This is a genomic window from Haliscomenobacter sp. (assembly GCF_033763495.1).
Taxonomy (GTDB): domain Bacteria; phylum Bacteroidota; class Bacteroidia; order Chitinophagales; family Saprospiraceae; genus Haliscomenobacter.
Genome location: NZ_JANRKL010000239.1, coordinates 1 through 24,762, shown reverse-complemented (window position 1 = coordinate 24,762; position 24,762 = coordinate 1). Strand labels below are relative to the sequence as shown.

The window sequence follows — 24,762 nt, the reverse complement described above, 5'->3', positions numbered from 1 at the left end:
AGGTTACGCAGTACTGCTTGTAGATCTTCTCACCATCAGCTTTTTTGGGCTGCACATTCTCCACAGTCATGTTGGAGAAAAGCAAGATCATTGCCAAAAGCGATCCAAATGCCAGTAACTTTCTCATCGCGTCGGTTTTTTAAATAGAGAAATGCGGTTGCAAGGTAAAAAATTTCGCGGCAAAGCGCTGCCTTGAAGAAAAATTCTCAAGACACTTTTATGACGCAAAATTACTCACAAGTCAGCCTTTATAACGTTAAGGTCATCCTAAAATGGCTTTTGTTTGTGTTAATGATCTTTAAACATTTGCCAATGGATCATTATTTGAACAACAAAAAGGCATTAGGATCGAGTTTGATGTCTTTGGGGGTGCTGGCCAGGGGGAAGCGGAATTGTTCCTGGCTTTTGCTAAGGAGTAAAGTTTTTTCCAGAACCAGCTTTTTGTTTTCGTCCAAAAAATGAACATCCAATGGGAAGCTAAATGGAGTAGCCTGTACCTGTTGTACACTTACTTCCAGCTCTTTTTTGGTCGCATCGTATTTCCAATTCACCTTTAGTTCGGGCTGTCCCGCTTGAAAAACCCATTGTTTAAAAAAGGTCGCCAGGGATTTTCCGGATGCTTCTTCCATCACTTTTTGCAAATCGGAAGTCAAGGCGTTGCTGCCCTGGTACTTTTGATAATAGGCACGATAACCTTTCCAAAAGGCGTCATCGCCAATCTCGTGGCGCAACATGTGCAACACCCAGGAGCCTTTTTGGTAGGAGTTGGTATTGAGTACGGTATTGATGTCGGTCACGGTGGTGTCTACAATGGGTGCCAGCTTGCGCTCGGCATAACTCACTACCGTGAAGCGGTCTTTGCGCATGCGTTCGGCCAGGGAGGCTGCACCGTATTTGGCTTCGTGGTAAAGGTGGGTGCTGTAGGTTGCAAAACCTTCACTCAGCCAAACGTGGTACCAGTTGGCCTCCGAAGCCGAGTTGCCAAACCACTGGTGGGCAATTTCGTGGGCAATCAGGTCTTCTCGTTCCTTTTTGCCATTCACCGAATTTTCGTAGTAAAAAATATTGCTGGCGTTTTCCATGCCGCCATAGCGGGTTTTGGATTGTACGTTGGCCAACTTGCGGTAGGGGTAAGGGGCGATGTTTTTGTGGAACCATTCCAACACTTCCACTGCCTGGCTATAATCGGCAAAACCTTCGGCGCGGTTGTCTGGAAAAACCCAGGAACTGACTTGAATGCCTTGAACTTCCCCGGCGAGCTGCACCGCGAAAGGGGCCACCCCGATGACCATCACTTTGGTAGGCAGCAACACGGTTTCTTTCCAATGGGTACGGCGTAAGCCTCCATCCAGATTGGTTTCTTCAATTTGAACGCCATTGCCGATCACCTGATAATGATCGGGTGCTGTAACGATGAACTCCACCGAAGCTTTGTCCGAAGGGTGATCCACTGTAGGCAACCAATGGTGAGCACGATTGGGCCAATTGTCGCCAAAAAAAGTGCGGTCGCCAAACTTGTTGGCATCGATGATCAGACCGTCGGCGGGGATACCGACGTATTGTACACTTACGGTGATGCTTTCTCCCGCCGGGATGGTATTGGGCAAGGTGATGCTCAAACGGTCATCAGTATGGCTGAATTTGAGGGCAGTGTTGTTGTAATTTACGGCACTGACTTCCATGCCTTTACCTGCTTTTTTATTGGTCAAATCCAGCGCGAAACTGTTGCCCGCTTGTTTGAAGCGCAGGGTGATTTCGGCCTGCCCTTCAATGCGGTCGGTATCGTCTTTGAGCGTTAGGTTAAAGCGATAATGCTGGACATCGATGCTGTTGATCTGGGGATTGTAGGCAGGGGATTGGGCGGTGAGGACTGTGGTGACTAACAGAAAGACGAACACTGCGGTTAGGGACTTCATGAGTTCAAACTATTGATTAGCAGCAAATGAAAAATGGAGTTCGTTGCGGACTTTTTTTCCTTCGCTGGCTTTGGTTTTTTTATCTGAAACGATTAACAATTCGGTTCTTTTTATGGCAATTTTCCACCACAACAATGCTGGAATCATATTCCCACTATGTTTTTCCAAACGGTAAATGAATGCCAAATTTGGAGTGTCGTGGTCGTGGAGTAAACGATTAAGCTTTGTGTGGTGTAAGCCTAAATCTAGTGCTAAGGCTCTTTGATTTCGATCAATGATGGATTGATAGGCTTTTAAAAAATAGCCAAAAAATTTTTCTTCTTGAGGTAAGGACTCAGCCATAAGATAGCGCTCCATTTGGATGCGCAAACGAACAAGATTTGCGTACGTTTTTTCTTCGCCGGTCAAAGATGCCATTCGTTTTAGCCGAAGCTCCTTCATTTCCAGGGCCATAGCTGTACGTTCCTCTGCGCTCATCTCAACTGGAAAAACAGCGGCTTCAACAAGTTCTTCAGGGCTTAAACCCTCAAAATGGTTTTTTTCCATAATCAAGATATGTTTGGATGAGTAGATTCGCTTGATCGAGTTCCACCGCTAGTTGCCTTCCATATTGCTGGAACCCATATTTTTTCTGATAGTGTTCGATAAGATCGGTTTTAGGTATCAGGGAAACAAAACCTAAATAGCCATTTTCAAAAGCAAGCCAACAGCAGTAGGCAATCAAGCAACCAGCAATTCGATCAATGACTTTTTTTCTCCCTTTTTGACTAAAAGCGACCTCCAATACACTTATCTCGATTCGAAATTCTTCGGGAATATCAAGTATAGAGACAAGCCCAAGCGTTTTTCCATTTTCGCCAAGAGATAGTTTGAACATTTTCTTTTTGGATTCCAAATTCCAATCAAAGGCAAACTCTGAATCCTCTTGAATTCGGATTAAATCGATTGCCTCAACTGGTTCTATGGTAGCAGCTAATAGTTTCCCGATGTGTGTTTCTTGGAGGTTTACCTGCATAAGAGAAAATGTTTACGAAAATAGTAAACATATTTGTAAAAAGCAAGCTTTTTGCCTAAAAAATCGCATTCAGCCCCAATCCCAACCAATTGCCCCGCCGAATGGCACCTACATTGGCCTGGTTAAAATAATCATTAACCGTTGCACCATCTCCAGCTGCACCGGAGTTGCCCTTTCTCCAGATGTAATGCAGCATCAATTTTAGTTTTCGCTCCTGTAAGTGCCAATTGATGCCGGTGTCGTAGTAGGTTTCAGTGCCTGCAAAAGTATGTACAGCCAGTGCGTCAGCTTGTCTCAAAGAATCGGTAGCGCCCTTGTAGTACATCAAGGTAAAGGTTGGTTCCAGGAAAAGTTTTTTACCCACAATCCAATTGTAACTGACGCGAAGGTGTTGGACGGAGGAGGTATAATCAAAGTTGCGCAGTCCAGCATTATTGGGCAATTGACGGGCGCCCCTGCGCAGCATCCGATGGTATTCGGCATCCACATTCAGGGCCTTCCAATTGAGTAAAACATCTGCTCCAAGGGAGGTATTGCGGCTGAAAAGATCGGTTTGTCCCTGGGTACTGCCATCCAGGGCCAGGGAAATACCTTTGCGTTGGTTGAAGAAGTTTTGTAAATAACTGATTCCGTATTGTTTGAGTTCGGGATCACCAAGAGAGAGCACGGCCCGACCCACCAGGAGGGGCGAAAATTTCCCACCTACGGAGTTGTTGCTGTAGGCATAAAAGCCCGGGTTGAATACACCCAGGTTGTAATTAAGGCACACCTTTTCCGTGCTGTTTTTGAGCAAACCACCGAGGTTGACCCCGGCAGTTCGTCCGGCATTTAGTCCAATGATGTGTTGCCGTAAGTAGGTCTGTGTGGCGGACTTCTCCAAACTTCCCACCTGCCAGGCAGGAGTGATGCTTTCCCTACTGATTTGAGGTCGAAAATAACCAGCTACCAGAAAGAATTTTTCACTTTGGGGTTGAATACGCCATTCCAGGAACGCATCAAAAAGGCCAACCGAAGGGATGGCACCATTGTTTGCTGCCCCGAAATTGCCACTTTGTACATCCCTGCCGATGGCATCAAAAGACAACATTACCGCGGCCTTCAAGTTGTCGAAAGGTTGCATCCTGAAGCCCATTCGACCTCGGCGGATCAAAAAATTGAGCCGATTGTCAACTGCATCGTAAACCCTGGTTTGGGCGTTGAATACTTTTTGATTGCTGCTGTAGACACTCCAAAATTGCAACTGTAAAAGGGGCTCAATTTTAAAACCTTCCCGGTTTTTGAGAAAACCCTGGAATGGCTCCTGGGCAAAAAGAGGGGTCCATGACAAGGAAATCCAGACCCAAAAAGAGCTTAAGAGAACCCGAGCCCCCCAGCGCCAAATATTGGTAGCCATAGCTATTTACATTATCACAACAAATACGATCGATGAATCGGAATGTAAAAGTAAATAGATTTTTCCTGGTGTTTATCCCTTAAAAAATGGCATTCACGCCAAGCCCGATCCAATTCCCTCGCCGAATGGCACCTGCACCAGATTGGTAAAAGTATTCATTGACCATAGCTCCGTCCCCAGCCGCTCCGGGGTCACCGGCACGCCAGGTGTAGTGCAGCAATACTTTTAATTTCTTTTCATTCAAATACCAGTTGAGTCCGGCGTCATAAGCACTCTCGGTACCGGAAGAAGCTCTGACTAGTGCCGCATTTGCCTGCCCTTCGGCATCTTTGGCCCCGGCAAAATGCATGTACATCAAGCTGGGTTCAATAAAGTATTTTTTCCCTACCGCCAGATTATAACCAGCCCGGGCATGACCTACCCGGGAAAGGTAGTTGAAGGTTTTGGACTGTTCCCCGCTATCATTGCGGTGACCCTGGCGGTACAGATGATGGTATTCAGCCGTAAAATTCAGGTGGTCGTAATTGAGCAGCAGATCGGTGCCCAAGGTGGCTGCACGCTGAAAAACATCGGTTTTGCCTTGTCGGGAGCCATTCAAAGCGATCGATATTCCTTTGCGCTGGTTGAAATAATTCATGTTGTAGGCAATCCCGTATTGTTTCATTTCGGGGTCACCGAGGGATAAAACGGCGCGCCCGGCAATCAGTGGTGCAAATTGAGTACCCGCTGAGTTACCGTTGTTGCTGCTGTAACTTGGATTGAATATGCCCAGGTTATAATTGAGCACCACTTTTTCTGATTCACTTTTTAACAAACCACCCAGATTGACACCCACTACCCGTCCAGGGCCTACGCCAGTGGTATGTTGGCGAACATAGGTTTGGGTAGCTGATTTTTCCATGCTGGAGGTTTGCCAGGCGCTGGTGATGCTTTCCCGACTGAGTTGTGGGCGGAAAAAGCCAGCGACCAGGTAAAACTTTTCACTTTTGGGTTTGATCCGCCACTCCAAGTAGGCGTCAAAAATGCCTACGGAGGGAATGCCTCCATTGTTCGCTGAACCAACAGTGCCAGCATGGACATCCCTTCCCGTTGCATCATAAGCCAAAACCGCATTGAAACGCAGGTTCTCGTAAGGCTGCATTTTAAAGCCAACCCGGGCCCGACGAAACAGGAAATTCAGCCGATCGTCGACTGGTTCGTATTGTTTGGTGCTGGTATTGTACAACTCATGGTCCAGGCTATAGGTACTCCAAAGCTGCAGCATCACGTATGGCTCAATCTTGAATCCTTCCCTGGGCTTTAAAAAACCTTCAAAGTTACCGTGTTGAGCAAAAAGAGCAGGCATACAAGTAGTAAGGGCCACAAGCAAGGCGAGCTTGTGCCATAAAGTAGTGGTGTTCATTTCTGTTGGGTTGAAAAAAAATCGGGTTGGTGCTGAATTAGCACCAACCATTAATCCGTGTTATTTATACGTTTTGGTCAATCACTGCTGCCAACTGATGGGCCGACTGCATGCCTGAACGTTGCCATTTGATGTCACCGTTTTTAAACAGCATAAAAGTAGGCACACCCTGGATACCCATTTTTTGAGCCAGCGCTGGATTGCGATCAACGTCTATTTTGATGATGGAGGCTTTATCCCCCACTTTACCGGCTAAATCTTGCAAGATGGGTGCCATTGCTTTACAGGGGCCACACCACTCGGCAAAAAAATCGACCAGAACGGGTTTGTCCCCCTGGATTAGCTCATTGAAAGAGACTTTCTTTTCCATGGTATTTCTTTTTTGTTCTACACAGGACAAAAGTACCGACTAAAGCAGGGTAGATGCCGTGATCCAGATCACATTTATCAAAAATAATGTTTTCTTTGAGGGTCTATTTTAATTGATAAAGGGGAGAATAAAAATTTTTCCCCACTTCTAAATGGTATGAAAGGCAATTTAATGGAAGAGACACCCTTCTCTTTTGTTCCATATCAAGGCACGCAGTTTGAACCAGCCGAAATGCTCAAACGCAGCGAAGCCTATTACCAATGGATGAACCAGCGACGCACCCTTCGCGAATTCTCCGATCGTCCTGTTCCCTTAGCGGTGATTGAAAACATCGTCATGACGGCCTCCACTGCTCCCTCGGGTGCGCACAAACAGCCCTGGACTTTTGCCGTCGTCGCCGATCCGGCAATCAAAGCCAAAATCCGCCAGGCTGCTGAGCAAGAAGAATATGAAAACTACCATGGCCGGATGTCGGAGGAGTGGCTGGATGATTTATTGCCCTTTGCTACCGATTGGCATAAACCATTTCTGGAGCTTGCTCCGTATTTGATAGTGGTTTTTCGCAAGGCCTATGATTTATTGCCAGATGGCACGCAGCGCAAAAACTATTATGTGCAGGAATCCGTAGGTATAGCGTGTGGAATGTTGCTGGCTGCCATCCATCACGCTGGCCTCGTGGCACTTACCCATACGCCCAGCCCAATGAATTTTTTGCAAAATATTTTGCAACGTCCAGAAAACGAAAGACCTTTCCTGCTCATCCCGGTGGGGTATCCTGCCGATGGTGCGCTGGTGCCGAACCTGCAACGCAAGGAAAAGGCAGATGTAATCACTATTTACTAACTCACACTGTAGTGGCGATCCATGTGGTTGCCCTGCCGAATAAGGGCTCCTATTTTTGGTTGCCACCACACCCACACCCACACCCACACCCAAACTTGTTTATGTGCACTGTTACCTTTGTGTCGCCCGCTCCCGGGCAGTTCATTCTTACCTCCAATCGTGATGAAGCTCCTTCACGGGGTGCCACCCGTTTGGCCGTAGAAGAAAAAAATGGAAAAAAAATCATCTTCCCGCAGGACCCAACCGCGGGAGGCACCTGGATCGCAGCGGCCAACAACCAGCGCATCGTTTGTTTGCTAAACGGCGCCTTTGAAGCCCACAATCGCCAAACCCCCTACCGCCTGAGCCGGGGCATTATGGTGTTGGATAGTTTTACCTTTCCCAGTGCCACTGCATTTTTCAAAAACTACAACTTTGAAGGAATTGAACCCTTCACCTTCATTGTATATGATCGGGGTGCCTTGTGGGAGTTGCGTTGGGATGGGCAAGAACAGTATGTCAAAGCACTCGATCCACAGGGAGCTCATATCTGGTCGTCGGCTACCCTCTATCCGGCCGATGTGCGGTTCCGGCGGGAGCAGTGGTTTGCCCATTGGTTGGAAAGTCGATCAATGTTTTCTGTCAATACCATGCTGGATTTTCACAGACATGCCGGGGATGGAGATACCTGGAATGATGTCGTGATGAACCGTGGAGATGTGGTACGCACCGTGAGTATTACTTCGATCGAAAAAAACGAATCCAATCTTAACTTTAGGTACCTGGATCTGCTCACTGCCAATGAACAAACGGCCCAAATGGAGTTAACGCGTGAAGAGGTGGAATCTAATCAATAATCCGCTCTGGATTAAACTGTGGAACTGGGAATACTGGCCCACTTTGGCTTTTTATTGGCCCATGTTTGTATATGGCCCGCTGCTGGCTTTGCGCTCCCGCCATGCCTGTTTTTTTACGGCGGCCAACCCCGGGATTATTGCAGGTGGCTTGGGTCTGGAATCCAAATATGCGACCATTCAAAACCTGCCAGCTTCCCTTTGCCCCAAATCCATTTTGGCGCCACGCGGGCGGGATTTGGCGCTGATCCTGGAAGAAATTCGTCAGCTCGGGATCGAGTTTCCTCTCATTGCCAAACCAGATGTTGGCTACCGTGGTTTTTTGGTAAAAAAACTGGATACAGCGGATCAACTGCGGGCTTACCTGAGTCAATACCCCATTGATTTTATCATCCAGGAGTACCTCAATTACCCAGTAGAGCTGGGCGTGTTGTATTATCGCTTGCCCAACGCTGAAAAGGGCAAAATTACTTCTTTGACCCTGAAGGACTTTTTACACGTAACCGGTGATGGCAAATCGACGGTTTTGGAATTGATCGAACGTACACCACGTGCTTTATTACAACTGGATCGGCTACAAGAAACCCATTGGCAATCGTTCAAAAATGTGCCCGCCCATGGTGAACGTGTTGGCTTGGGAGTAATCGGCAATCACTCCAAAGGAACTCAGTTTATCAATGGGAATCAGTACATTGATGACTCCCTTCGCCACACTTTTGACGCCGTGGCCAAACAAATCCCCGGCTTTAGTTATGGCCGTTTTGACATCAAATGTACCAGCCTGGAAGATTTGAAGCAGGGGAAAAATTTCAAAATCATTGAGCTGAACGGCGTTTGTTCGGAGCCTACCCACATCTATGATCAAAGCCTGGGTAGTTATTTCCGAGCGGTAGGGACAATCATGAAGCACTGGACCATTGTCAGGAAAGTAGCCGCCGCCAATCACCACAAAGGAGCTGCTTACATGCCTGGATCACAGATGATTAAAATGTTAACAGGATTGCGGGATTACCACCAGAAAATCAAGGCGGCCCTTAAAGTTGAGTAATTGAGGCAGAATGCACTGCACTGCTCACAATCACCATTTTGATTGATTTAATTCACAGATTTTTGCGGGTTTTTGCTGCACATTAGGGTTTGTAAAGAACAATATTCCTAACCAAAAACTCAGTGACTATGTCAATCGTACGTTGGAATCCGATGGTAGCGCCGACTTTCCGGTCGCTGGTCGAAGATTTCTTTGGTGACTCCGATTTCCTCAACTTTAAGGACAAAAACCTGGTTCCGGCGGTGAACATCAAGGAAATGGAAGGTGAGTTTGAAGTAGAACTTGCTGTACCTGGCATGACCAAGGAAGACATCAAGGTGGAAGTACTGGATGGAGTAATGACCATCAGTGCTGAAAAAAACGACACAAAGGAAGAAAAAACCAAGAAGTACACCCGGCGCGAATTTAGCTACAACAAGTTCAGTCGCTCCTTTACGTTACCAGAACATGTGGATTCAGAGGCCATTAAGGCCAACTATGTAGACGGTGTGTTACACCTCAATTTGCCAAAGACTGTCAAATCGCTTCCTGAAGCGAAGAAAATATTAATCGGTTAGTTTAAGAGACGATAGGAGGGTCATCAAGGGGATGGCCCTCTTTTTTTTGACTATTTATCATTTTTCCACATTTCAGCATCATAATCTTATCATTGAGGAACTTTTTGTAGCCCTTTCACCTTTATCGCTACATTTGCAGCCTAAAGTCCGACTGAAATGTACCTGAAATTGCTCTGGAGCAGCCTCTTCCTTGCCCTGCTCTCTACCACATTCTACGCGCAGGAAGCGCGCAATGACCTGCAAGCCCGTTTTCGCTTGCAAGCTAAAAAGGCCAGTCAGCCCATTAAAATTGACGGAAAACTCGACGACCCGGCCTGGCAGAATGCCGATACGACGAGTCAATTTTGGTTAAAATGGCCGATGGATGGCCGCCCCGCCAATGCTCAAACCAAGGTACATTGCACCTACAATGAGCAATTCCTGTACATCGCAGCTACTTGTTATCAAGACTCTGGAAAATACATTCTCCAGAGCCTCAAACGCGATGTAGACTATTGGGAATCAGATGGAATCGCTGTAGTGCTCGACCCTGTCAATTTGTCCAACAACGGTTACTTTTTTGCCCTTACCCCGGCTGGTGTACAAACCGAAGCATTGATTGCCGCTACGGGTGATGGTGGAACCGACGAGAGTTGGGACAATGTATGGTGGGGAGAAGTACAAAACTATCCCGACCATTGGACTGCCGAGTTTGCCATACCTTTGCGCATCTTGCGGTTTAAAGATGGACAAAAAGAATGGGGCATCAATTTCATTCGCAACGACGCCAACCGTGGGCACTACAGTACCTGGGTACAAATTCCGCTACAATTCAATGGTACCGACCTTGGGTGGACGGGCGCGCTTCAATTTGAGGAAGGACCAAAAAATGCTTCGCGCAACTATGCTTTTATTCCCTTCGTGACCGGAGGAACCGATCGAGATACTGAAAATGGTATACCTACCCGCACTTATGGCGACATCGGCCTGGACGCCAAAATAGGACTAGGATCTTCCCTCAACCTCGATTTAACGATCAATCCTGATTTTTCCCAAATTGAAATCGACGAACAAGTCATCAACCTGACTCGCTTTGACATCCAATTGCCAGAAAAGCGCACTTTTTTTCTGGAAAATGCTGATCTCTTTGGCAATTTTGGATTTGACCTGATCCGCCCTTTTTTCTCCCGGAGAATTGGCCTGGATGACAATGGCAATCAGATTCCCATCCTGGCTGGTCTACGCCTCACCGGCAACTTGAATGCAGATACCCGCATCGGGGTGCTCAACATGCAGACCCGGAAACACAATGCTCAAAATCCCGAAAATTTTTCGGCCCTGGTATTTGATCGGCGCTTGTTTGGTCGAACCACTTTGCGTGGTTATTTCCTCAATCGCCAGGAAACCGGGGACCAGGAATTGAATGCCCAAAATTGGGGCCGCAATGCCGGTGGAGAGTTTTTGTTCATTTCCCCCAAAGGCTCAATAAAATCCTGGGTAGGTTACCACCAATCCTTCAAACCCGAGATCAACCAGCAAGATTGGTGGGGTCAAACAGGTTTTGAATACACTGGTCGCAACTTTGAATTTGTAGCCGACTTTTTGCACATGGGGCCCAATTATTATGCAGACATGGGCTACGAATTGCGCATCGCCAACTACGACGCAGCCAGGGACACAACGCTGCGCATTGGTTACAATTACAAATACCTGGAAGCAACCTGGCGCATTTTGCCCAAGCAGGAGACCAGCAAGCTGAACAGCACCGAAATTTCAGCCAACAGCTTTATGGTGTTTAATCCCAATCTGAGCATCAACGAATACAACAGTGGGATCAATTTGGAGCTCAATTTCCGGAATACCAGCCAGTTCGCCTTGTACACCAATTTTAACTACGCCAATGTGCCCGTTAGTTTTAAGTTTGACGATGAACCAATTGAGGAATATCCGGCACTTCCCGCAGCACGTTATACTTTTGCCAATGCCAGGATGGAATGGACTTCGGATGTGCGGAAGGCCCTGAATTGGAGTGCGGGGTTTACCGGAGGAGAATTTTACAATGGTCTGCAATGGACGGCGGACCTCAGCGTAGGTTTGCGGGCCCAACCCTGGGGGAATTTTCGGGTGGCGGCCAGTTACAACAAACTGGACTTTCCAGAACCCTATGCGGATGCGGAAATTCTGGCAATCACGCCCCGCATCGAGTTCTTTTTTAGCCGAAATTTGAACTGGACCACCTTTTTGCAATACAATACCCAGGCCAACAATTTTAATATCAATAGCCGGATTCAGTGGCGGTACCGCCCGATGAGTGATGTGTTTGTGGTACTGACCGATAATTACTTTGCCCAGGGCTGGGCGCATCGGAATCGGGCGCTGGTGGTGAAGGTGAATTATTGGCTATAGAAAGTAGGTTGAGAAGTTGAGGGCTACCGCAGCGATTTTGACAAGGCTCTCGTCCAAGTCGCTGCGGTAGCCCTCAACTTCTAAACTTTACTGTACCGGCGGTACCGGAGAAGGCACCAGGTTATCTACCGGAGGAAGTGACTTCAAGAAAGCAAAAATCGCTTTAAGATCCTCTTCCTTCATGTTGACATAGTTTTGCCAGGGCATGGGAGGTAAGAGGGGGCGGCCTCCATCCAAACCTTTGGATTTTCCTTCGGTAATGGCTTTTTTGAATTGCTCGAAAGACCATTCTTTGATTCCCGTTTCATGTGGGGTCAGGTTGGCAGAGTAGGTGGTACCCCAAGGTCCAACTGCTGCTGTGGTCATCGGGTGGAACAAAACCCAGGGTCCCACGATCTTGGGATCGGGGATTGGCGCAAGTAACACACTAGCAGGGTGCCCAGACATGCGCAACTTAGGGTCTGGAATTGGCCCTTTGTCGGTCATTACCTTGGGAGAATGGCAATCTTCACATCCACCAGTCGTGACGAGGTATTCTCCTCGTTTGACTAGTTCTTCTTCTGACTCGGTAACGCTTGCTTCGTTGGTTTTTGGTGCCTCCTGGGCACATTGAAAGGTCAGACAGGCCAGGGCTAAGGCTGGTAGCCAGATCAGCATTTTTTTCATACAAGATGTGATTTTAGGAAAGGGTATTTCGTGTTATCCCTCTAATGAGGCCTTAAAATAATAAACAATATTTGATTGAGAAGAAAAATAGATACCAAAGAAAATAAACATGTTATTTTTTTCACCATCTAAGACATCTAAGGAGCATCTTAGGAGGTAACTCTCCTAAGATGCTCCTTAGATGTCTTAGATGGTTCAATTAAAAATGTGTAATTGATAAAGTGAAGATTTTTTAGGCGGCTGAGTCGCTTGTTTTTTCACCGTCTAAGCAATCACTTTAGCAGCGATTTTGGGAAAAACTTACTTATTGTTCCCATAAGCTCGGTCCAAAAAGCGGTACCGCCCATCATCCTTAGCCTTCACAGCCTTCGATTCCACGTCAATCACCATCACATCTGGAGTACTATCCCCTTTTTGCGCAGCAGGCCATTGTGGCAATTTGCCCCCATTGGGATTGCCAGAAATGATGAAATTGGCGAAGTAGTTGAGCATCGTTTCAGATACCTTGTAGTCATCGGGAGTCCAGGCATAGTCGTTCACCAAATGGAGGTTGCCCATGCAGTATTCAATCTCACAGGCGTGAGCCGCACCAACGGGTTCTGGAGCTTTGGGCGCATTGGGATCGCGCTGCATGGTGCCTCCGGCCAAACCAGAAACCAGGTTTTGATCCACCAATGGTGGGCGAATGCGGCTGTACAAATATCGGTATACTGGTTGAGTGCTGTTTTGAATGTGTAAGTCGGCCCATTTCCAGGTACTGTAAGCAATGAAACGATCTGCAGCGAGGGCAGTTGCTGAGAGTTCAATTTCTTTGGTCGACCCATGTGGATAAAGCTTCAGCACTTCTTCATGATCGTTTGGGTAGGCCTCTTTCACCTTTTTGACATAAGCTTCTTCCGTATAAGGCTGCCCTTGCATGAAGGCTCCTCCAGGGATTTCCGCCGAGTTCCAGCCCAAGAGTAGTGGCACCATGGCCTGTTGTTTGGCGGCAAAAATTTCCGGGATGGTTTTGGGGTAAAAATAGCCATCGATGACGGTGGGGAAGCCAAAACGCCGGGATTCGTTGTAAATTTCAAAAATCTCCCGGGTACTCAATTTGCGCAATTCCGCCAGGGTAGGGTAGCCCGCTTTTTTGGCGAATTCCAGGCCTGTTTTTTCTGCTTCAGCCAGGGGAACCGGGAAAAGGGTAGGGTTGATTCCCGCGCCACTTTCGCCAATCGCCCCTGCAATCAAACCCTTGGATAGGGGAGAGGCCATTTGCGCGCTCACCGAGATGGATCCTGCAGATTCTCCGGCAATGGTCACCTTCTTGGGGTCACCGCCAAAAGCGGCGATGTTTTTTTGCACCCATTTCAAGGCTGCGCTTTGGTCGAGCAAGCCGTAATTACCGGAAGCTTTGTAGGGAGCTTCAGCGCTCAGCTCGGGGTGCGCAAAAAAGCCAAAGATGTTCAGACGGTAATTCACAGTAACCACTACAATGCCTTTTTTGGCCATACTTTCCCCATCGTAACGGGGCTCGGAACCATCGCCTGCTACAAATCCGCCGCCGTAGAAGTACACGAGTACGGGTAGGTTTTTATCAGTGCGTTTGGCCGGCGACCACACGTTGAGGTAAAGGCAATCTTCACTCAGGCCTTCCGAACGGAATTTCATGTCGCCAAAAACAAAACCCTGCACCGCCCGTGGACCAAACTTTTTGGTCATTTTGATTCCAGTCCAGGGGGCCAATGGCTGCGGCGCTTTCCAACGGAGTTGGCCAACGGGTGGCTTGGCGTAAGGAATGCCCAGGTAATATTGCATACCGGTGCGGATATCGTAATTGCCTTCAATCAGGCCGTGCTCCACTTTGGTTTGAACGGCCATGTAGAAATTGGTTTGTGCCAGCGCTGAAAAGCCCAGCAGCAGTAAGCCGAAAAGGAATAGCGATCGATACATAGGATGTGATTTGGTTTATTGTCACAAAGTGAGACAATAATAGGTAGAATTTTGGAAACGAAAAAAGGAATTTAAAAATAAGGGAACCTGACACCTTATTGGGGCTTTTCTTGCCCCTTTTTTTTCCAAAAACGCCAAAAAATGAGGGTTATAACTGCCGCAAGAGACATAACAATAACCAACACTCGTCCCGACTTCAACTGCTCCAACAACCAATTCGTAAAAAAATACCCAATCAAGCCATAGACCGTCACCCAAACGCTGGTGCTCAGCAGGCTAAACAACAAAAAGCGGCGGCTACTCAGTTTGCTTGCGCCAAATAGCAGGGGTAAAACAATACGGAATCCATAAATAAAGCGGTAGGATAAAAGCAGAAGGGTGCCGTAATGCTCCAGCAAATGATCAATCCTGGCAGCCTTGAGTTGTAGTTTTTCGTTGCGCTCCAGGTAGCGCCGACCTTGTTTGCGCCCGGTGAGAAAATAAAACCAGTCGGTACAAAAAGTACCCAAAAAAAAGGCCGCAATGGCCCCGTACAAATCCACATACCCCGCCTGTGCAGCCTGGATGGCGCTGATGTACACCAGTTCACCTTCCAGGACTGCACCGGCAAAAATGCTCAGGTATGCGACAAGATTCACTTATTTGACTTTGAGCCTTACAATGGGGCAAATCATCTCTTCGAGTGAAATACCACCGTGTTGGAAGGTGTTTTTGTAATAATTGTGGTAGTGGTTGTAGTTATTCGGGTACAGGAAAAAGATGTCTTCTTTGGCAAAAATGTAGGAAGAGCTCAAGTTAGGGCTAGGTAAACGGGCCTCTTCAGGCTTGCGAATTTCCAGCACATCCTTTTTGTCGTACTGTAGGTTGCGGCCCATTTTGTAGCGTAAGTTGGTGGTGGTTTCGCGGTCACCTACTACTTTGGATGGGGTGTTTACCCGAATGGTGCCGTGGTCGGTAGTGACAATCAGTTGAATGTCCTTCTCGGCCAATTTTTGCAGGGCCGACCAGAGCGGTGAATTTTTAAACCAGGACAGGGTCAAAGAACGGTAGGCTTTTTCATCGCCTGCCAATTCCTTCAGCACCTCCATTTCCGTACGTGCATGCGAGAGCATGTCGATGAAGTTGTACACGATGACGGTAAGGTCGTTCTTGACGTAGTTGAGCACGTTTTCCTGCAACTGGCGCGCTTGGGCTACACTGGTGATTTTGAGATAATCGTGCTTGATGTCTTTGCGCAGGGTGCGGCGGATTTGTTCAGCCAGCAGGTCTTTTTCAAAGAGGTTTTTGCCACCTTCCTCGTTGTCGTTGCGCCACCAATCGGGATGGTGTTTGTCGATCTCGAGGGGCATCATCCCCGCAAAAATGGCGTTGCGGCTGTATTGGGTAGCGGTAGGCAGGATGCTGCAAAAAGTATCCTCGTCCTCCACCCGGTACAATTCACTCAGGACGGGCTCGATGACTTTCCATTGGTCGAAGCGCAGGTTGTCGAGCAACAACACAAAGGTTGGGGTAGTGTTGTTGAGCAGCGGGAAAATTTTGCGCCGGAACAACTGATGCGACAGCACTGGCCCATCGCTATCGTGTTGTACCCAGTTCAAATAGTTTTTGGTCACGTATTTGGAAAACTCGGTATTGGCCTGGTTTTTTTGCATGGACAGGATGTCACCCATCTCGGTGGAATTGGCCTGATCGATTTTGAGCTCCCAATTGATGATGCGACGGTACACCTCCACCCATTCGTCGAAGTTCAAACCGCTATTGATCTCCATAAAAATCTGCCGAAACTCCTGTTGGTAATCCGAGGAAGTTTTTTCCCGTACCAGGCGCTCGTGGTCTATGATTTTTTTGAGCGTAAGTAGGATCTGATTGGGGTTGACTGGTTTGATGAGGTAGTCCGCGATCTGGGAACCCAGGGCTTCTTCCATCACCGTTTCGGCTTCGTTTTTGGTAATCATCACCACGGGTAGCGCCGGGTTTTCGGCTTTGATGCGGGCCAGGGTTTCCAAACCAGTGATGCCAGGCATACTTTCATCCAAAAACACTACGTCGATGTCGCGGTTTTGTTGGCATTCTTCCAGGGCGTCGTGGCCATTGGTGACTGTGATGACGGAGTAGCCTTTTTTTTCCAGAAACAAAATCTGGGGCCGGAGCAGGTCGATTTCGTCATCGGCCCAGAGTATGATGATTTTATCCATGCGGGATTTTTTGGACCCACGAATGAATTCATGGGTTATGGTTGTTGGTTGTAGATTTTAAGATTAGATTACACAAAAATCAGTTTTTCTGGCTTATTATTGTTCAGAAGGGGAGGGAATTTGAGCATTTAGGGAAAATTTTGATGTGAACAGAAAGATACCCTAAAGATTGTCATTTTTTTAGCCGAAAATACCCCTTGCCCCACTCCCCAGACTTTCCGACCTTTGCCCCAAATTTTTACCATGCCACGCCACAAAATCTTCAATGACCCCGTCTACGGCTTTGTCACCGTGCCTTACGGCATCATTTTCAACTTGATTGAGCACCCTTATTTCCAGCGTTTGCGGCGGATCAAACAGGTCAGTCTTACGCACTATGTGTACCCTGGGGCATTGCATACCCGCTTCCACCATGCATTGGGGGCTTTTCACCTGATGACCGAGGCCATCGAGGCTTTGCGGTTCAAAGGAGCCGACATCAGTGATGAAGAAGCGGAGGCGGTAAAAATTGCGATTTTACTACATGATATTGGGCACGGGCCTTTTTCACATACCCTGGAAAACACCTTGATCAATGTACACCACGAGCGGCTGTCGCAATTGTTTATGCAAAAATTGAATGAAGAGTTCAAAGGTGCCTTGAGCCTGGCCATCCGTATTTTTGATGATTCTTACCCCAAAAAATTTCTGCACCAATTGGTCTCCAGCCAGTTGGACATGGATCGGATGGATTACCTGAATCGGGATAGTTTTTTTACCGGGGTATACGAAGGGGTCATTGGTTACGACCGCATCATCAAGATGTTGGCGGTGCACGAAGGGGAGTTGGTGGTGGAGGAAAAAGGCATTTATTCCATCGAAAAATTCCTGATTGCCCGGCGTTTAATGTACTGGCAGGTGTATTTGCACAAAACCGTTTTGTCGGCCGAACAAATGATGATTCAGGCCCTGCGCCGCGCCAAACAAATTGCCAAACAAGGGGTAAAGCTCTATTGCCCGCCCAATATGGAACTGTTCATTTACAATGATTTTGCGGAAGCCGACTTTCTTTCCCGTCGTGACGAACTGCTGGAAGCTTTTGCCGGGCTGGACGACGCGGATATTTCTGCCTCCTTAAAGGGTTGGATGAAAACGGAGGACCGGGTTTTGGCTTTTTTGGCCACTGGATTGGTCAATCGGCGTTTGTTCAAATTGGAATTGGCGGATCAGCCTTTTTCGGCCAGTTACCTTGAAACGCTGGGCCAAAAAATTGACCAATGGTGGCGCGGCCCGGCGGAGGAGTCTGCTTACCTGCTGCTGAGTGGAAAGGAAAGCAACCATGCTTACAATCCACAAAGTGAAGAGATCAAAATGTTGTTTAAAAATGGGGTGGCCAAACCGATGTCGGAGTTGTTGGAGCCGGGGCTGCATTTTAAAAATGTGACGAAGTATTATGTGGGGTACCCGAAGATGGGTTGAGGGAGGGCTGCACTCAAGCCGTCTCTGCGCTACCTCCCGCGCTGCTTCCCATGCTTCTTCCCACGAATAAATTCGTGGGTTGTGGCGGTATGGTGGCCTCCCACGGATAAATCCGTGGGTTGGCTGAGTCAGATCTTGATGTGAAGAGGTGTCTTCAACGCTTAAAATCCTCCCATCATGAGTGCCCCCTACAGCTCTTCGACTTACCCGCCAACCCACGGATTTATCCGTGGGAGGCCACTATACTGTCTCACCCCATGGATTTATCCGTGGGAAAACATGGATAAATCCATGGGAAAAAACTCCTATAAAAACTTGCACAATAAAAACTTTTTGTTTATTTTTGTATTGAATTTAAAACAATACACCCAAAATGGTTTTTATGAGCAAGGTGAACAAATATCTAAAGAAGAATTGGCTCAAGGTGGCCATTGTGCTGCTTTTGGTATATGGTGCCACGCGTAAAAACCTGAGCTTCCGGATCAACATGAATACGCCGGTCAAATCAGAGGAAAAGCAGCCAATTCTGCCTACTCCCGCAGCCAAAGAAGGGTATACCGATAACCGCAATAACCCGGTTCCCGAGAACAAGTTTTCTCTGGATCCTTTCCCAAGCAAACAATCTGCATCAAAACTAGCCGAAAAACTAGGCCAACTTGACGAGGCCGCCAAAGCTTCCTTTGTCCACCGTTTTGTAAAAGTTGCTGTGAACGAACAACACAAATTCGGTATCCCGGCTTCCCTCATCCTGGCCAACGCCCTGCTGATGAGCCAGGCTGGGCAAAGTACCGGTGCCCAGGCTGCCAATAACTTCTTTAACCTGCAATGCACCAGTGACTGGCAAGGGCCTACCTTTGCCAGTGGCAAGACCTGCCTGCGCAATTACGAAACAGCCTGGATGAGCTTCCGCGATCACAGTTACTACATCACAACAGGTACATTTTCACCACTGCGAACAAAAAGCACAACCGACTTAAAAGGCTGGGTGGATACATTGCAGGAACTAGGTTTTTACCCCACAAAAGCAGATGCCAAGGCGGTTCTGCTCATCATCGAACAGTACGAGCTGACTGCCTGGGATAGCCGTTAAAAGAAAAAGTAGATTGACCTCTGCAATTATCGCCGGGGTTTTGTAATTTTGTTTTGTTTACACGCCTTACATACATCAACTATTATTTCGAGGGTGGCTGCTAATGCCATGCATGGTTAGGGTATCTCACCTCATTAACCTATGAAGCAATTGGCCAATCAGCACAATCAATCTGAGCCTGGGTGCTTGCGGCGGTAGTAATGTACTCCTGCACCAAATACCCAGCCAGCGCGACCTTTCCGGGTTTGGACTTTGATCCAGGGCTCGGTCACCGTTTGTTTGCCCAAATTGACCGTAGTGGTGGAGTCACTCACTTCATTGAGGAAATATACTTCTTCAAACAAGGGGAGGGTTTCAAGTATTTCTGCTCCTGTTGAAGGGCTTTTACGAACTTTTAAACCTTCTAGGCAGACATACAAACGCGAGAGAGCAGGAGCTGTACTTACTGTAGGGCTGGCAACAGGCGTACTTATTTTAGGGGTATCACTTTGGGCCGCCTCAATTTTTTGACCCAAACTATCCTCCAAGGCCCTTAAGCGTTTGCGTTCTTCTCGATTGATGTATTTGCTTTGGGTGTCCGAACATTTATTAATGGCCCAAAAAGCAAAGCCGACGAAAAAAACGCCAATGATGATGAGTTCCAAACTGGGCAGGATTGAACCTTTTTTTTCGCTCATAGTAAGTTGGTTTAGGAGTTGAGGAGTTGAGGCTGCTGCGGCCCGGTCACCGAGCTGTTCACTGAGCGAAGCCGAAGCGGAGTCGAGGTGTAAGGGCTGCGGCAGCCTCAACTCCTCAACCCATCAACTTCTCAACTCACAAAGATATTCCTTTTTGCAATGGAGCATTTATTTTACCCAATTGCCCTGACAAAAATCCCTAAGGTAGGTCCAATTACAGCGCGTACCCTGGTCAGTTATTGTGGTAGCCCTGAGGAGGTTTTTCGCAGCAGTACCAAGGCTTTACTCAAAATTCCCGGCATTGGCGCCCAATTGGCCCAACAAATCAAATCAGCGGAACCCCAATTGGCCGCTGAAAAAGAACTTGTGCATTTGGAGCAACACCAGATTCAAGCCCTCTTTTACCTGGATGAGCAGTACCCCAGCCGTTTGAAACATTACCCGGATAGCCCGCTGGTACTGTATCATCGAGGTAACGCCGACTTGAATGCAAAACGTATTGTTGCTGTCGTTGGTACCCGCAAACCTACGGTGCAGGGCACCTCCTTTTGTGAAGAGATGTTGGAACAACTGCTGCACTACGATCCACTCATCATCAGTGGCCTGGCTTATGGCATCGACATTTGTGCCCACCGTAAAGCACTGGAATTGAAGCTGCCAACAGTTGGCGTATTGGCGCACGGACTGGCTCATTTGTATCCACCCGGGCACCGCTCGGTAGCCCAAAAAATGCTGGACAATGGCGGGATACTCACCGAATACAGCTTTGAAACCAATGCCGAAAAGGAACATTTTCCCTTGCGCAACCGCATCATTGCTGGGATGTGTGATGCTTTAGTTGTGGTAGAAACAGCTCGTTATGGCGGTTCAATCATCACGGCCAATTTCGCCAATGAGTACAACAAAGATGTTTTTGCAGTGCCAGGCAGGGTTAAAGACCCCTTTTCAGTAGGCTGTAATGAATTGATAAAAAACAATCAGGCACACTTGATGGAAAGTGCCGAAGACCTGGTACGCCTGCTGCGGTGGGATCTGCCACCTTATACTTATGGCGTTCAACAACAGCTTTTTGTAGAAATGAGTGAGGAAGAAAAAAATATTGTAAATTTGTTGCGTCACGACGAAGAAAAGAACATTGACGAACTGACCTTTGTAGCGCAAAAGTCGAGCAGCGCGATGGCAGCCCTTTTGTTGGAATTGGAATTTAAAGGCGTCATTAAAGCCTTGCCGGGGAAGCGATACATTTTGGTCTAGTCACTTCGTTTTTTAAGAGAACTACCACAAAGATTAGATGAAAAAACTCTTGATCATAGGATTGACCCTATTGTTGTGTGGGCCAGTCTGGAGCCAAAAAAAATCAAAAGTAGCCGCCGCCGCACCGCAGCGCCAGGCTAAAAATGTCATTTTGCTGATTGGGGATGGAATGGGCTTGACCCAGATCTCGGCGGGCATGTATTTCAACAACAACCAAAGCCAGTTTGAACGATTTCCGGTAGCGGGTTTGCACAAAGCTTACTCTTCTAATGACCTCATCACGGATTCGGGAGCAGGGGCTACGGCTTTTGCTAGTGGCACCAAAACGTACAATGGTGCCATTGGAGTGGACCCCGACAGTATGCCCGTCAAAACCATTCTGGAAGAAGCCGAAGAAAAGGGCCTGGCCACTGGGATGGTAGTCACCTCCACGCTTACCCACGCTACTCCGGCTTCTTTCATTGCGCATGTGCGCAACCGGAAGTTCGACGAAGAAATCGCTACTTTTTTCCTCAAAACCGAGGTGGATTTTTTGGCTGGTGGTGGAAAAAAATTCTTCGATCAGCGGGCTGCTGATGGCCGAAATCTGGTCAAAGAGCTCCAGGCTAAGGGTTATCAAATCAACGATTTTAGCCAAAACGCTGAAAGTGCTACTCCGCCTGATCCGAGTAAAAACTTCATTTATTTCAGCGCCGATGGCGACCCTGCCAAGGCCTCAGAAGGCCGGACTTACCTGGCACCCTACAGCGTTGCCGCCGCCAAACACCTCAAACAACGCTCGGAAAAAGGCTTTTTCCTGATGATTGAAGGCTCCCAAATCGATTGGGGAGGCCACGCCAACAACTCGGATTACATCGTGAGCGAGGTAGTCGATTTTGACCAAACCATTGGTAAAATCCTGGACTTTGCCGCCGCCGATGGAGAAACGCTTGTGATTGTAACCGCTGACCACGAAACGGGGGGCTATGCCATCAATCCAGGCTCGGAATTGGGCAAAATCCGGGGGGCGTTTACCACCAATCAACATACCGCGCAGCTGGTGCCCGTGTTCGCTTTCGGCCCAGGAGCGGAGTTGTTTTCCGGGATTTATGAGAATACGGCGATTTATGAAAAGATGAAGGCGGTGTTGGGGTGGTAGAAAGTGAAAAGTGAAAAGTAGGCTACCGCAGCGACTTGTTCAACATTGATTGTCAAAGTCAATGCGGTAGCCTATTTTTCACTTTTCACTTTTCACTTTTCACTTACTTTTCCCCCACCCGGCTTTGCTCCTCCGATGCTCCACTTCTTCTCCGAGCTCCTTTGTTCAAATATTGATTCCCAAAATTGTAGGTAAAGCTCAAATTGGCAATCCGCGTTTCCCAGGAAGAAACAATGTTGGCCTCAAACGCAGCATGATCAATCCGACCATGCCAGTAACGGAACAACATATCATCGAGGGCCAGGTTGAGGTTGCCCTTGCCCTTCATGATCTTTTTCTGAACGCCAAAACTTACCCCGTACAAGTGTTCCGAGGTTTGAATGCCTTCGATGCCGGGGCCGGAGAACCAGCCGTTCATTTCAAATTTCCAGTCTTTGGGCATCGTATAGGTTGCATTCAAAAAAGCGACTACATTCCAGCGGCCTTGGTTGAATTGTTCTTGAAAAACTTCGGATTCGTAGCGGTTGTAAAACACCATCACGCCGCCGTACCCTTCCAGTTTTTTCACAAACTCAAGTGGGAAGAACAAACTACCACCGTAGCGTTCAAAAGTAGCCAGGTTGTCGTCTATGCCAAAACCCACCCCGGTAGCATCATCTTGCTGGGTGACCATTTGGATCACGTCCTTGGTGCGGGTATATTCCAGGTTGAAGAAAGGTTGTTTGTCGTAGGTCAAAGACATTTTGTACGAATCAGTGATCTCAGGTCGCAGGAAAGGGTTTCCTTTTCGATAGGTATAAGGGTCAAGGAACTGCACAAAAGGATTCAAAGACCCATAACTAGGGCGATTGATGCGATTGCTATAAGCTGCTGACCATCCCAGTTTGTCCCCTAGGGGAGCAGAGAGGCTCAAGCTGGGAAAAAACCGCGCAATCCGCCGTTGTTGGGTGCTGTCCAAAGTCACCGAATAACCCGAAGATTGGGAGTTTTCGTAACGCAAACCAGCCTGACCTTCCATTTTACCCAAAGTGAAATTGGACGACACATAAGCTGCTGCAATTTTTTCCGTAAAAACGAAGTGATTGCTGAACGAGGGGTCATTTACCCAATTGTTGTCCGAAAAAATACTCGCTTGAAGATCATTGTCCACCACCGCATGGCTGTATTTTAGTCCCGACTCGATTTTGAATTTTTTGCTGAAGGGTTTGGTATAGTCCAGGCGATAGGCTTCAATTTCGGTATTGCCAGGTTGTTTTTGCTGACGATCAGCATAGTTGTCTTCCCCACTGATCACTTCCGTACGCAAGAGGTTGCTGACGTTGCGACCATAGCGGTTGATGCTGAAGTCGGCGTTGAGCTTTTGGCCACTGGTGTCCAGTTTGAACTCGTAGTAGGCATCTAGATTGACAAAGCCAGTTCGGCGATCGGTTTCATTGGAGGTCAAAATTTCGGCCCGGGCTTTTTGCAGGGCATCAGGTAAAATGGAGGTGGTACTTTTATTCACCACCTCGTTGGTACTGCCCAGGGCATTTACCGAAACACCTGCTGTTTGATTTTTACTGATGTAATAATCCACACCCGATTTGATGTTCAAAGAATAAGGTAAGCCGGGTTGAAAATTGCTTTGTTTATACAATTCAGAACCAACTACTCGCTCCAGATTCAATTGTTCATACCAGGTCCGGTGGCTAAAGGCCAGGGAATTGGTGAAATTGAATTTTTCGTTCCTAAAGTTCATGGTACCCGAAGCCCGGTATTTCCAAAACTTGCCTTTGCCAGCGCCTACCGTAGCTGAGCCATTGACCCCCAGCTTCATGTTGCGTTTCAGGATGATGTTGAGGACAGCCCCGGTTCCCTGCGCATCAAAACGTGCTCCTGGTTGGCTGATCACTTCAATGCGATCGATGTTCGCCGAGGGCATGTCTTTTAGCAAGCTTTGCATGTCCATGTATTGGGTAGGGCGACCGTCGATGAGGATGGTCAATCCCGTTTGGCCTGCCAAACTGATGCGGTCGTTGACCACAATCATGCCTGGCACCTTGCGCAATACATCCAAAGCACTTCCACTGGCACCCGTGATGCTATTGGCTACATTGACAATGAGCGTACCGGCTTTTTGTTCCAAAAATGGCTTGCGGGCGGTCACTTCGGCAGTGGCCAGGGTCTGAGCCTGGTTGTGCAGCGAAATGGTCGGGACATTGAGGTTTTCCTTAAAATCAGGGATATTTTGGAAGTGGTCTTCAAATCCCAACATGACTACACGTAGCAGGTAAGATTTTCCGGTAGGAATTGCACTGAATTCAAAACTACCATCATCAGCAGTAATGGCACCCTTGATCAAACTTGAGTCTTTGACTTCGAGCAGCAAGACGTTGGCGTAAGCAATGGCCTGGCGATTTTCATCTTGAATTTTACCATTCAGGTTAGCTTGGGCCTTGAGCGAAAGGCAAAACAATGCCATGCTCCCTAAGGTGATAAGAAGTTTCATAACAGTCAGGTGATAACAAAATGTGAATGAATGATTAGTAGATGCGGAGAAAAATAAATTACCCCTACGTCTGGAAATTTTTTTTTTGATTTTTTATTT

Annotated in this window: 21 protein-coding genes; 9 read left to right on the top strand and 12 right to left on the bottom strand. The window is 47.6% G+C overall.

Going from position 1 to position 24,762, the window contains the following annotated elements; all coding sequences use genetic code 11:
• Positions 1–320: 320 nt before the first annotated feature.
• The 6 genes from SFV55_RS28580 to trxA form a co-directional block, all read right to left on the bottom strand.
• Positions 321–1,916: a M1 family metallopeptidase gene (locus tag SFV55_RS28580; RefSeq protein WP_320033015.1), complete on the bottom strand. Its 1,596-nt coding sequence runs from the start codon at positions 1,914–1,916 to the stop codon at positions 321–323.
• A 9-nt stretch (positions 1,917–1,925) separates the two neighbouring features.
• Positions 1,926–2,462, bottom strand: coding sequence for a hypothetical protein (locus tag SFV55_RS28575; protein WP_320033014.1), 537 nt, complete (start codon positions 2,460–2,462; stop codon positions 1,926–1,928).
• The gene (locus tag SFV55_RS28570; RefSeq protein WP_320033013.1) at positions 2,443–2,931 is read right to left on the bottom strand and encodes a hypothetical protein; all 489 of its coding nucleotides are present in this window, start codon (positions 2,929–2,931) and stop codon (positions 2,443–2,445) included. Before SFV55_RS28570 ends, SFV55_RS28575 begins: the two co-directional genes overlap by 20 nt.
• Before the next feature lie 55 nt (positions 2,932–2,986).
• Entirely contained in the window at positions 2,987–4,324 is a 1,338-nt protein-coding gene (locus tag SFV55_RS28565) for a hypothetical protein (RefSeq protein WP_320033012.1), read from the bottom strand.
• 79 nt (positions 4,325–4,403) lie between these two features.
• Positions 4,404–5,726 carry a hypothetical protein gene (locus SFV55_RS28560; protein WP_320033011.1) on the bottom strand — a complete coding sequence of 441 codons (1,323 nt, stop codon included), beginning with the start codon at positions 5,724–5,726 and terminating at the stop codon, positions 4,404–4,406.
• A gap of 64 nt (positions 5,727–5,790) precedes the next feature.
• Positions 5,791–6,096: a thioredoxin gene (gene trxA, locus SFV55_RS28555; RefSeq protein ID WP_320033010.1), complete on the bottom strand. Its 306-nt coding sequence runs from the start codon at positions 6,094–6,096 to the stop codon at positions 5,791–5,793.
• Positions 6,097–6,252: 156 nt separating this feature from the next.
• On the opposite strand from trxA, the gene SFV55_RS28550 reads away from it, so the two are divergent.
• From SFV55_RS28550 to SFV55_RS28530, 5 genes are all read left to right on the top strand, one after another.
• The gene (locus tag SFV55_RS28550) at positions 6,253–6,939 is read left to right on the top strand and encodes an iodotyrosine deiodinase (RefSeq protein WP_320033009.1); all 687 of its coding nucleotides are present in this window, start codon (positions 6,253–6,255) and stop codon (positions 6,937–6,939) included.
• A 101-nt stretch (positions 6,940–7,040) separates the two neighbouring features.
• Positions 7,041–7,775, top strand: a complete 735-nt coding sequence (locus tag SFV55_RS28545; RefSeq protein ID WP_320033008.1) for an NRDE family protein — start codon at positions 7,041–7,043, stop codon at positions 7,773–7,775.
• A complete protein-coding gene (locus SFV55_RS28540; protein ID WP_320033007.1) occupies positions 7,750–8,820 on the top strand; it encodes a D-alanine--D-alanine ligase in 1,071 nt (356 codons plus the stop codon). The genes SFV55_RS28545 and SFV55_RS28540 overlap by 26 nt, the downstream gene beginning before the upstream one ends.
• A 128-nt stretch (positions 8,821–8,948) precedes the next feature.
• A complete protein-coding gene (locus SFV55_RS28535) occupies positions 8,949–9,377 on the top strand; it encodes an Hsp20/alpha crystallin family protein (RefSeq protein WP_320033006.1) in 429 nt (142 codons plus the stop codon).
• Positions 9,378–9,533: 156 nt separating this feature from the next.
• Positions 9,534–11,762 carry a DUF5916 domain-containing protein gene (locus tag SFV55_RS28530; RefSeq protein WP_320033005.1) on the top strand — a complete coding sequence of 743 codons (2,229 nt, stop codon included), beginning with the start codon at positions 9,534–9,536 and terminating at the stop codon, positions 11,760–11,762.
• 87 nt (positions 11,763–11,849) lie between these two features.
• Here the strand turns inward: SFV55_RS28530 and SFV55_RS28525 are convergent, their stop codons facing one another.
• The 4 genes from SFV55_RS28525 to SFV55_RS28510 form a co-directional block, all read right to left on the bottom strand.
• Positions 11,850–12,428: a c-type cytochrome gene (locus tag SFV55_RS28525; protein WP_320033004.1), complete on the bottom strand. Its 579-nt coding sequence runs from the start codon at positions 12,426–12,428 to the stop codon at positions 11,850–11,852.
• 300 nt (positions 12,429–12,728) lie between these two features.
• Positions 12,729–14,363 carry a carboxylesterase/lipase family protein gene (locus tag SFV55_RS28520; protein ID WP_320033003.1) on the bottom strand — a complete coding sequence of 545 codons (1,635 nt, stop codon included), beginning with the start codon at positions 14,361–14,363 and terminating at the stop codon, positions 12,729–12,731.
• Positions 14,364–14,458: 95 nt separating this feature from the next.
• A complete protein-coding gene (locus tag SFV55_RS28515; RefSeq protein WP_320033002.1) occupies positions 14,459–15,001 on the bottom strand; it encodes a DedA family protein in 543 nt (180 codons plus the stop codon).
• Complete coding sequence (locus tag SFV55_RS28510; RefSeq protein ID WP_320033001.1) at positions 15,002–16,558, bottom strand: response regulator; 1,557 nt, start codon at positions 16,556–16,558, stop codon at positions 15,002–15,004.
• A 243-nt stretch (positions 16,559–16,801) separates the two neighbouring features.
• On the opposite strand from SFV55_RS28510, the gene SFV55_RS28505 reads away from it, so the two are divergent.
• Positions 16,802–18,016: an HD domain-containing protein gene (locus SFV55_RS28505; protein WP_320033000.1), complete on the top strand. Its 1,215-nt coding sequence runs from the start codon at positions 16,802–16,804 to the stop codon at positions 18,014–18,016.
• Positions 18,017–18,398: 382 nt separating this feature from the next.
• Positions 18,399–19,106 (top strand): glucosaminidase domain-containing protein, encoded by a 708-nt coding sequence (locus tag SFV55_RS28500; RefSeq protein WP_320032999.1) that lies wholly within the window; start codon positions 18,399–18,401, stop codon positions 19,104–19,106.
• Positions 19,107–19,273: 167 nt separating this feature from the next.
• Here the strand turns inward: SFV55_RS28500 and SFV55_RS28495 are convergent, their stop codons facing one another.
• Positions 19,274–19,783: an SH3 domain-containing protein gene (locus tag SFV55_RS28495; protein WP_320032998.1), complete on the bottom strand. Its 510-nt coding sequence runs from the start codon at positions 19,781–19,783 to the stop codon at positions 19,274–19,276.
• Positions 19,784–19,942: 159 nt separating this feature from the next.
• Between SFV55_RS28495 and dprA the strand changes: the two genes are divergently transcribed.
• Both dprA and SFV55_RS28485 read left to right on the top strand, forming a co-directional pair.
• Positions 19,943–21,037: a DNA-processing protein DprA gene (dprA, locus tag SFV55_RS28490; protein ID WP_320032997.1), complete on the top strand. Its 1,095-nt coding sequence runs from the start codon at positions 19,943–19,945 to the stop codon at positions 21,035–21,037.
• Positions 21,038–21,074: 37 nt separating this feature from the next.
• Entirely contained in the window at positions 21,075–22,175 is a 1,101-nt protein-coding gene (locus SFV55_RS28485) for an alkaline phosphatase (protein WP_320032996.1), read from the top strand.
• Between the two features lie 103 nt (positions 22,176–22,278).
• Here the strand turns inward: SFV55_RS28485 and SFV55_RS28480 are convergent, their stop codons facing one another.
• Positions 22,279–24,663 (bottom strand): outer membrane beta-barrel protein, encoded by a 2,385-nt coding sequence (locus tag SFV55_RS28480; protein ID WP_320032995.1) that lies wholly within the window; start codon positions 24,661–24,663, stop codon positions 22,279–22,281.
• Positions 24,664–24,762 lie beyond the last annotated feature (99 nt).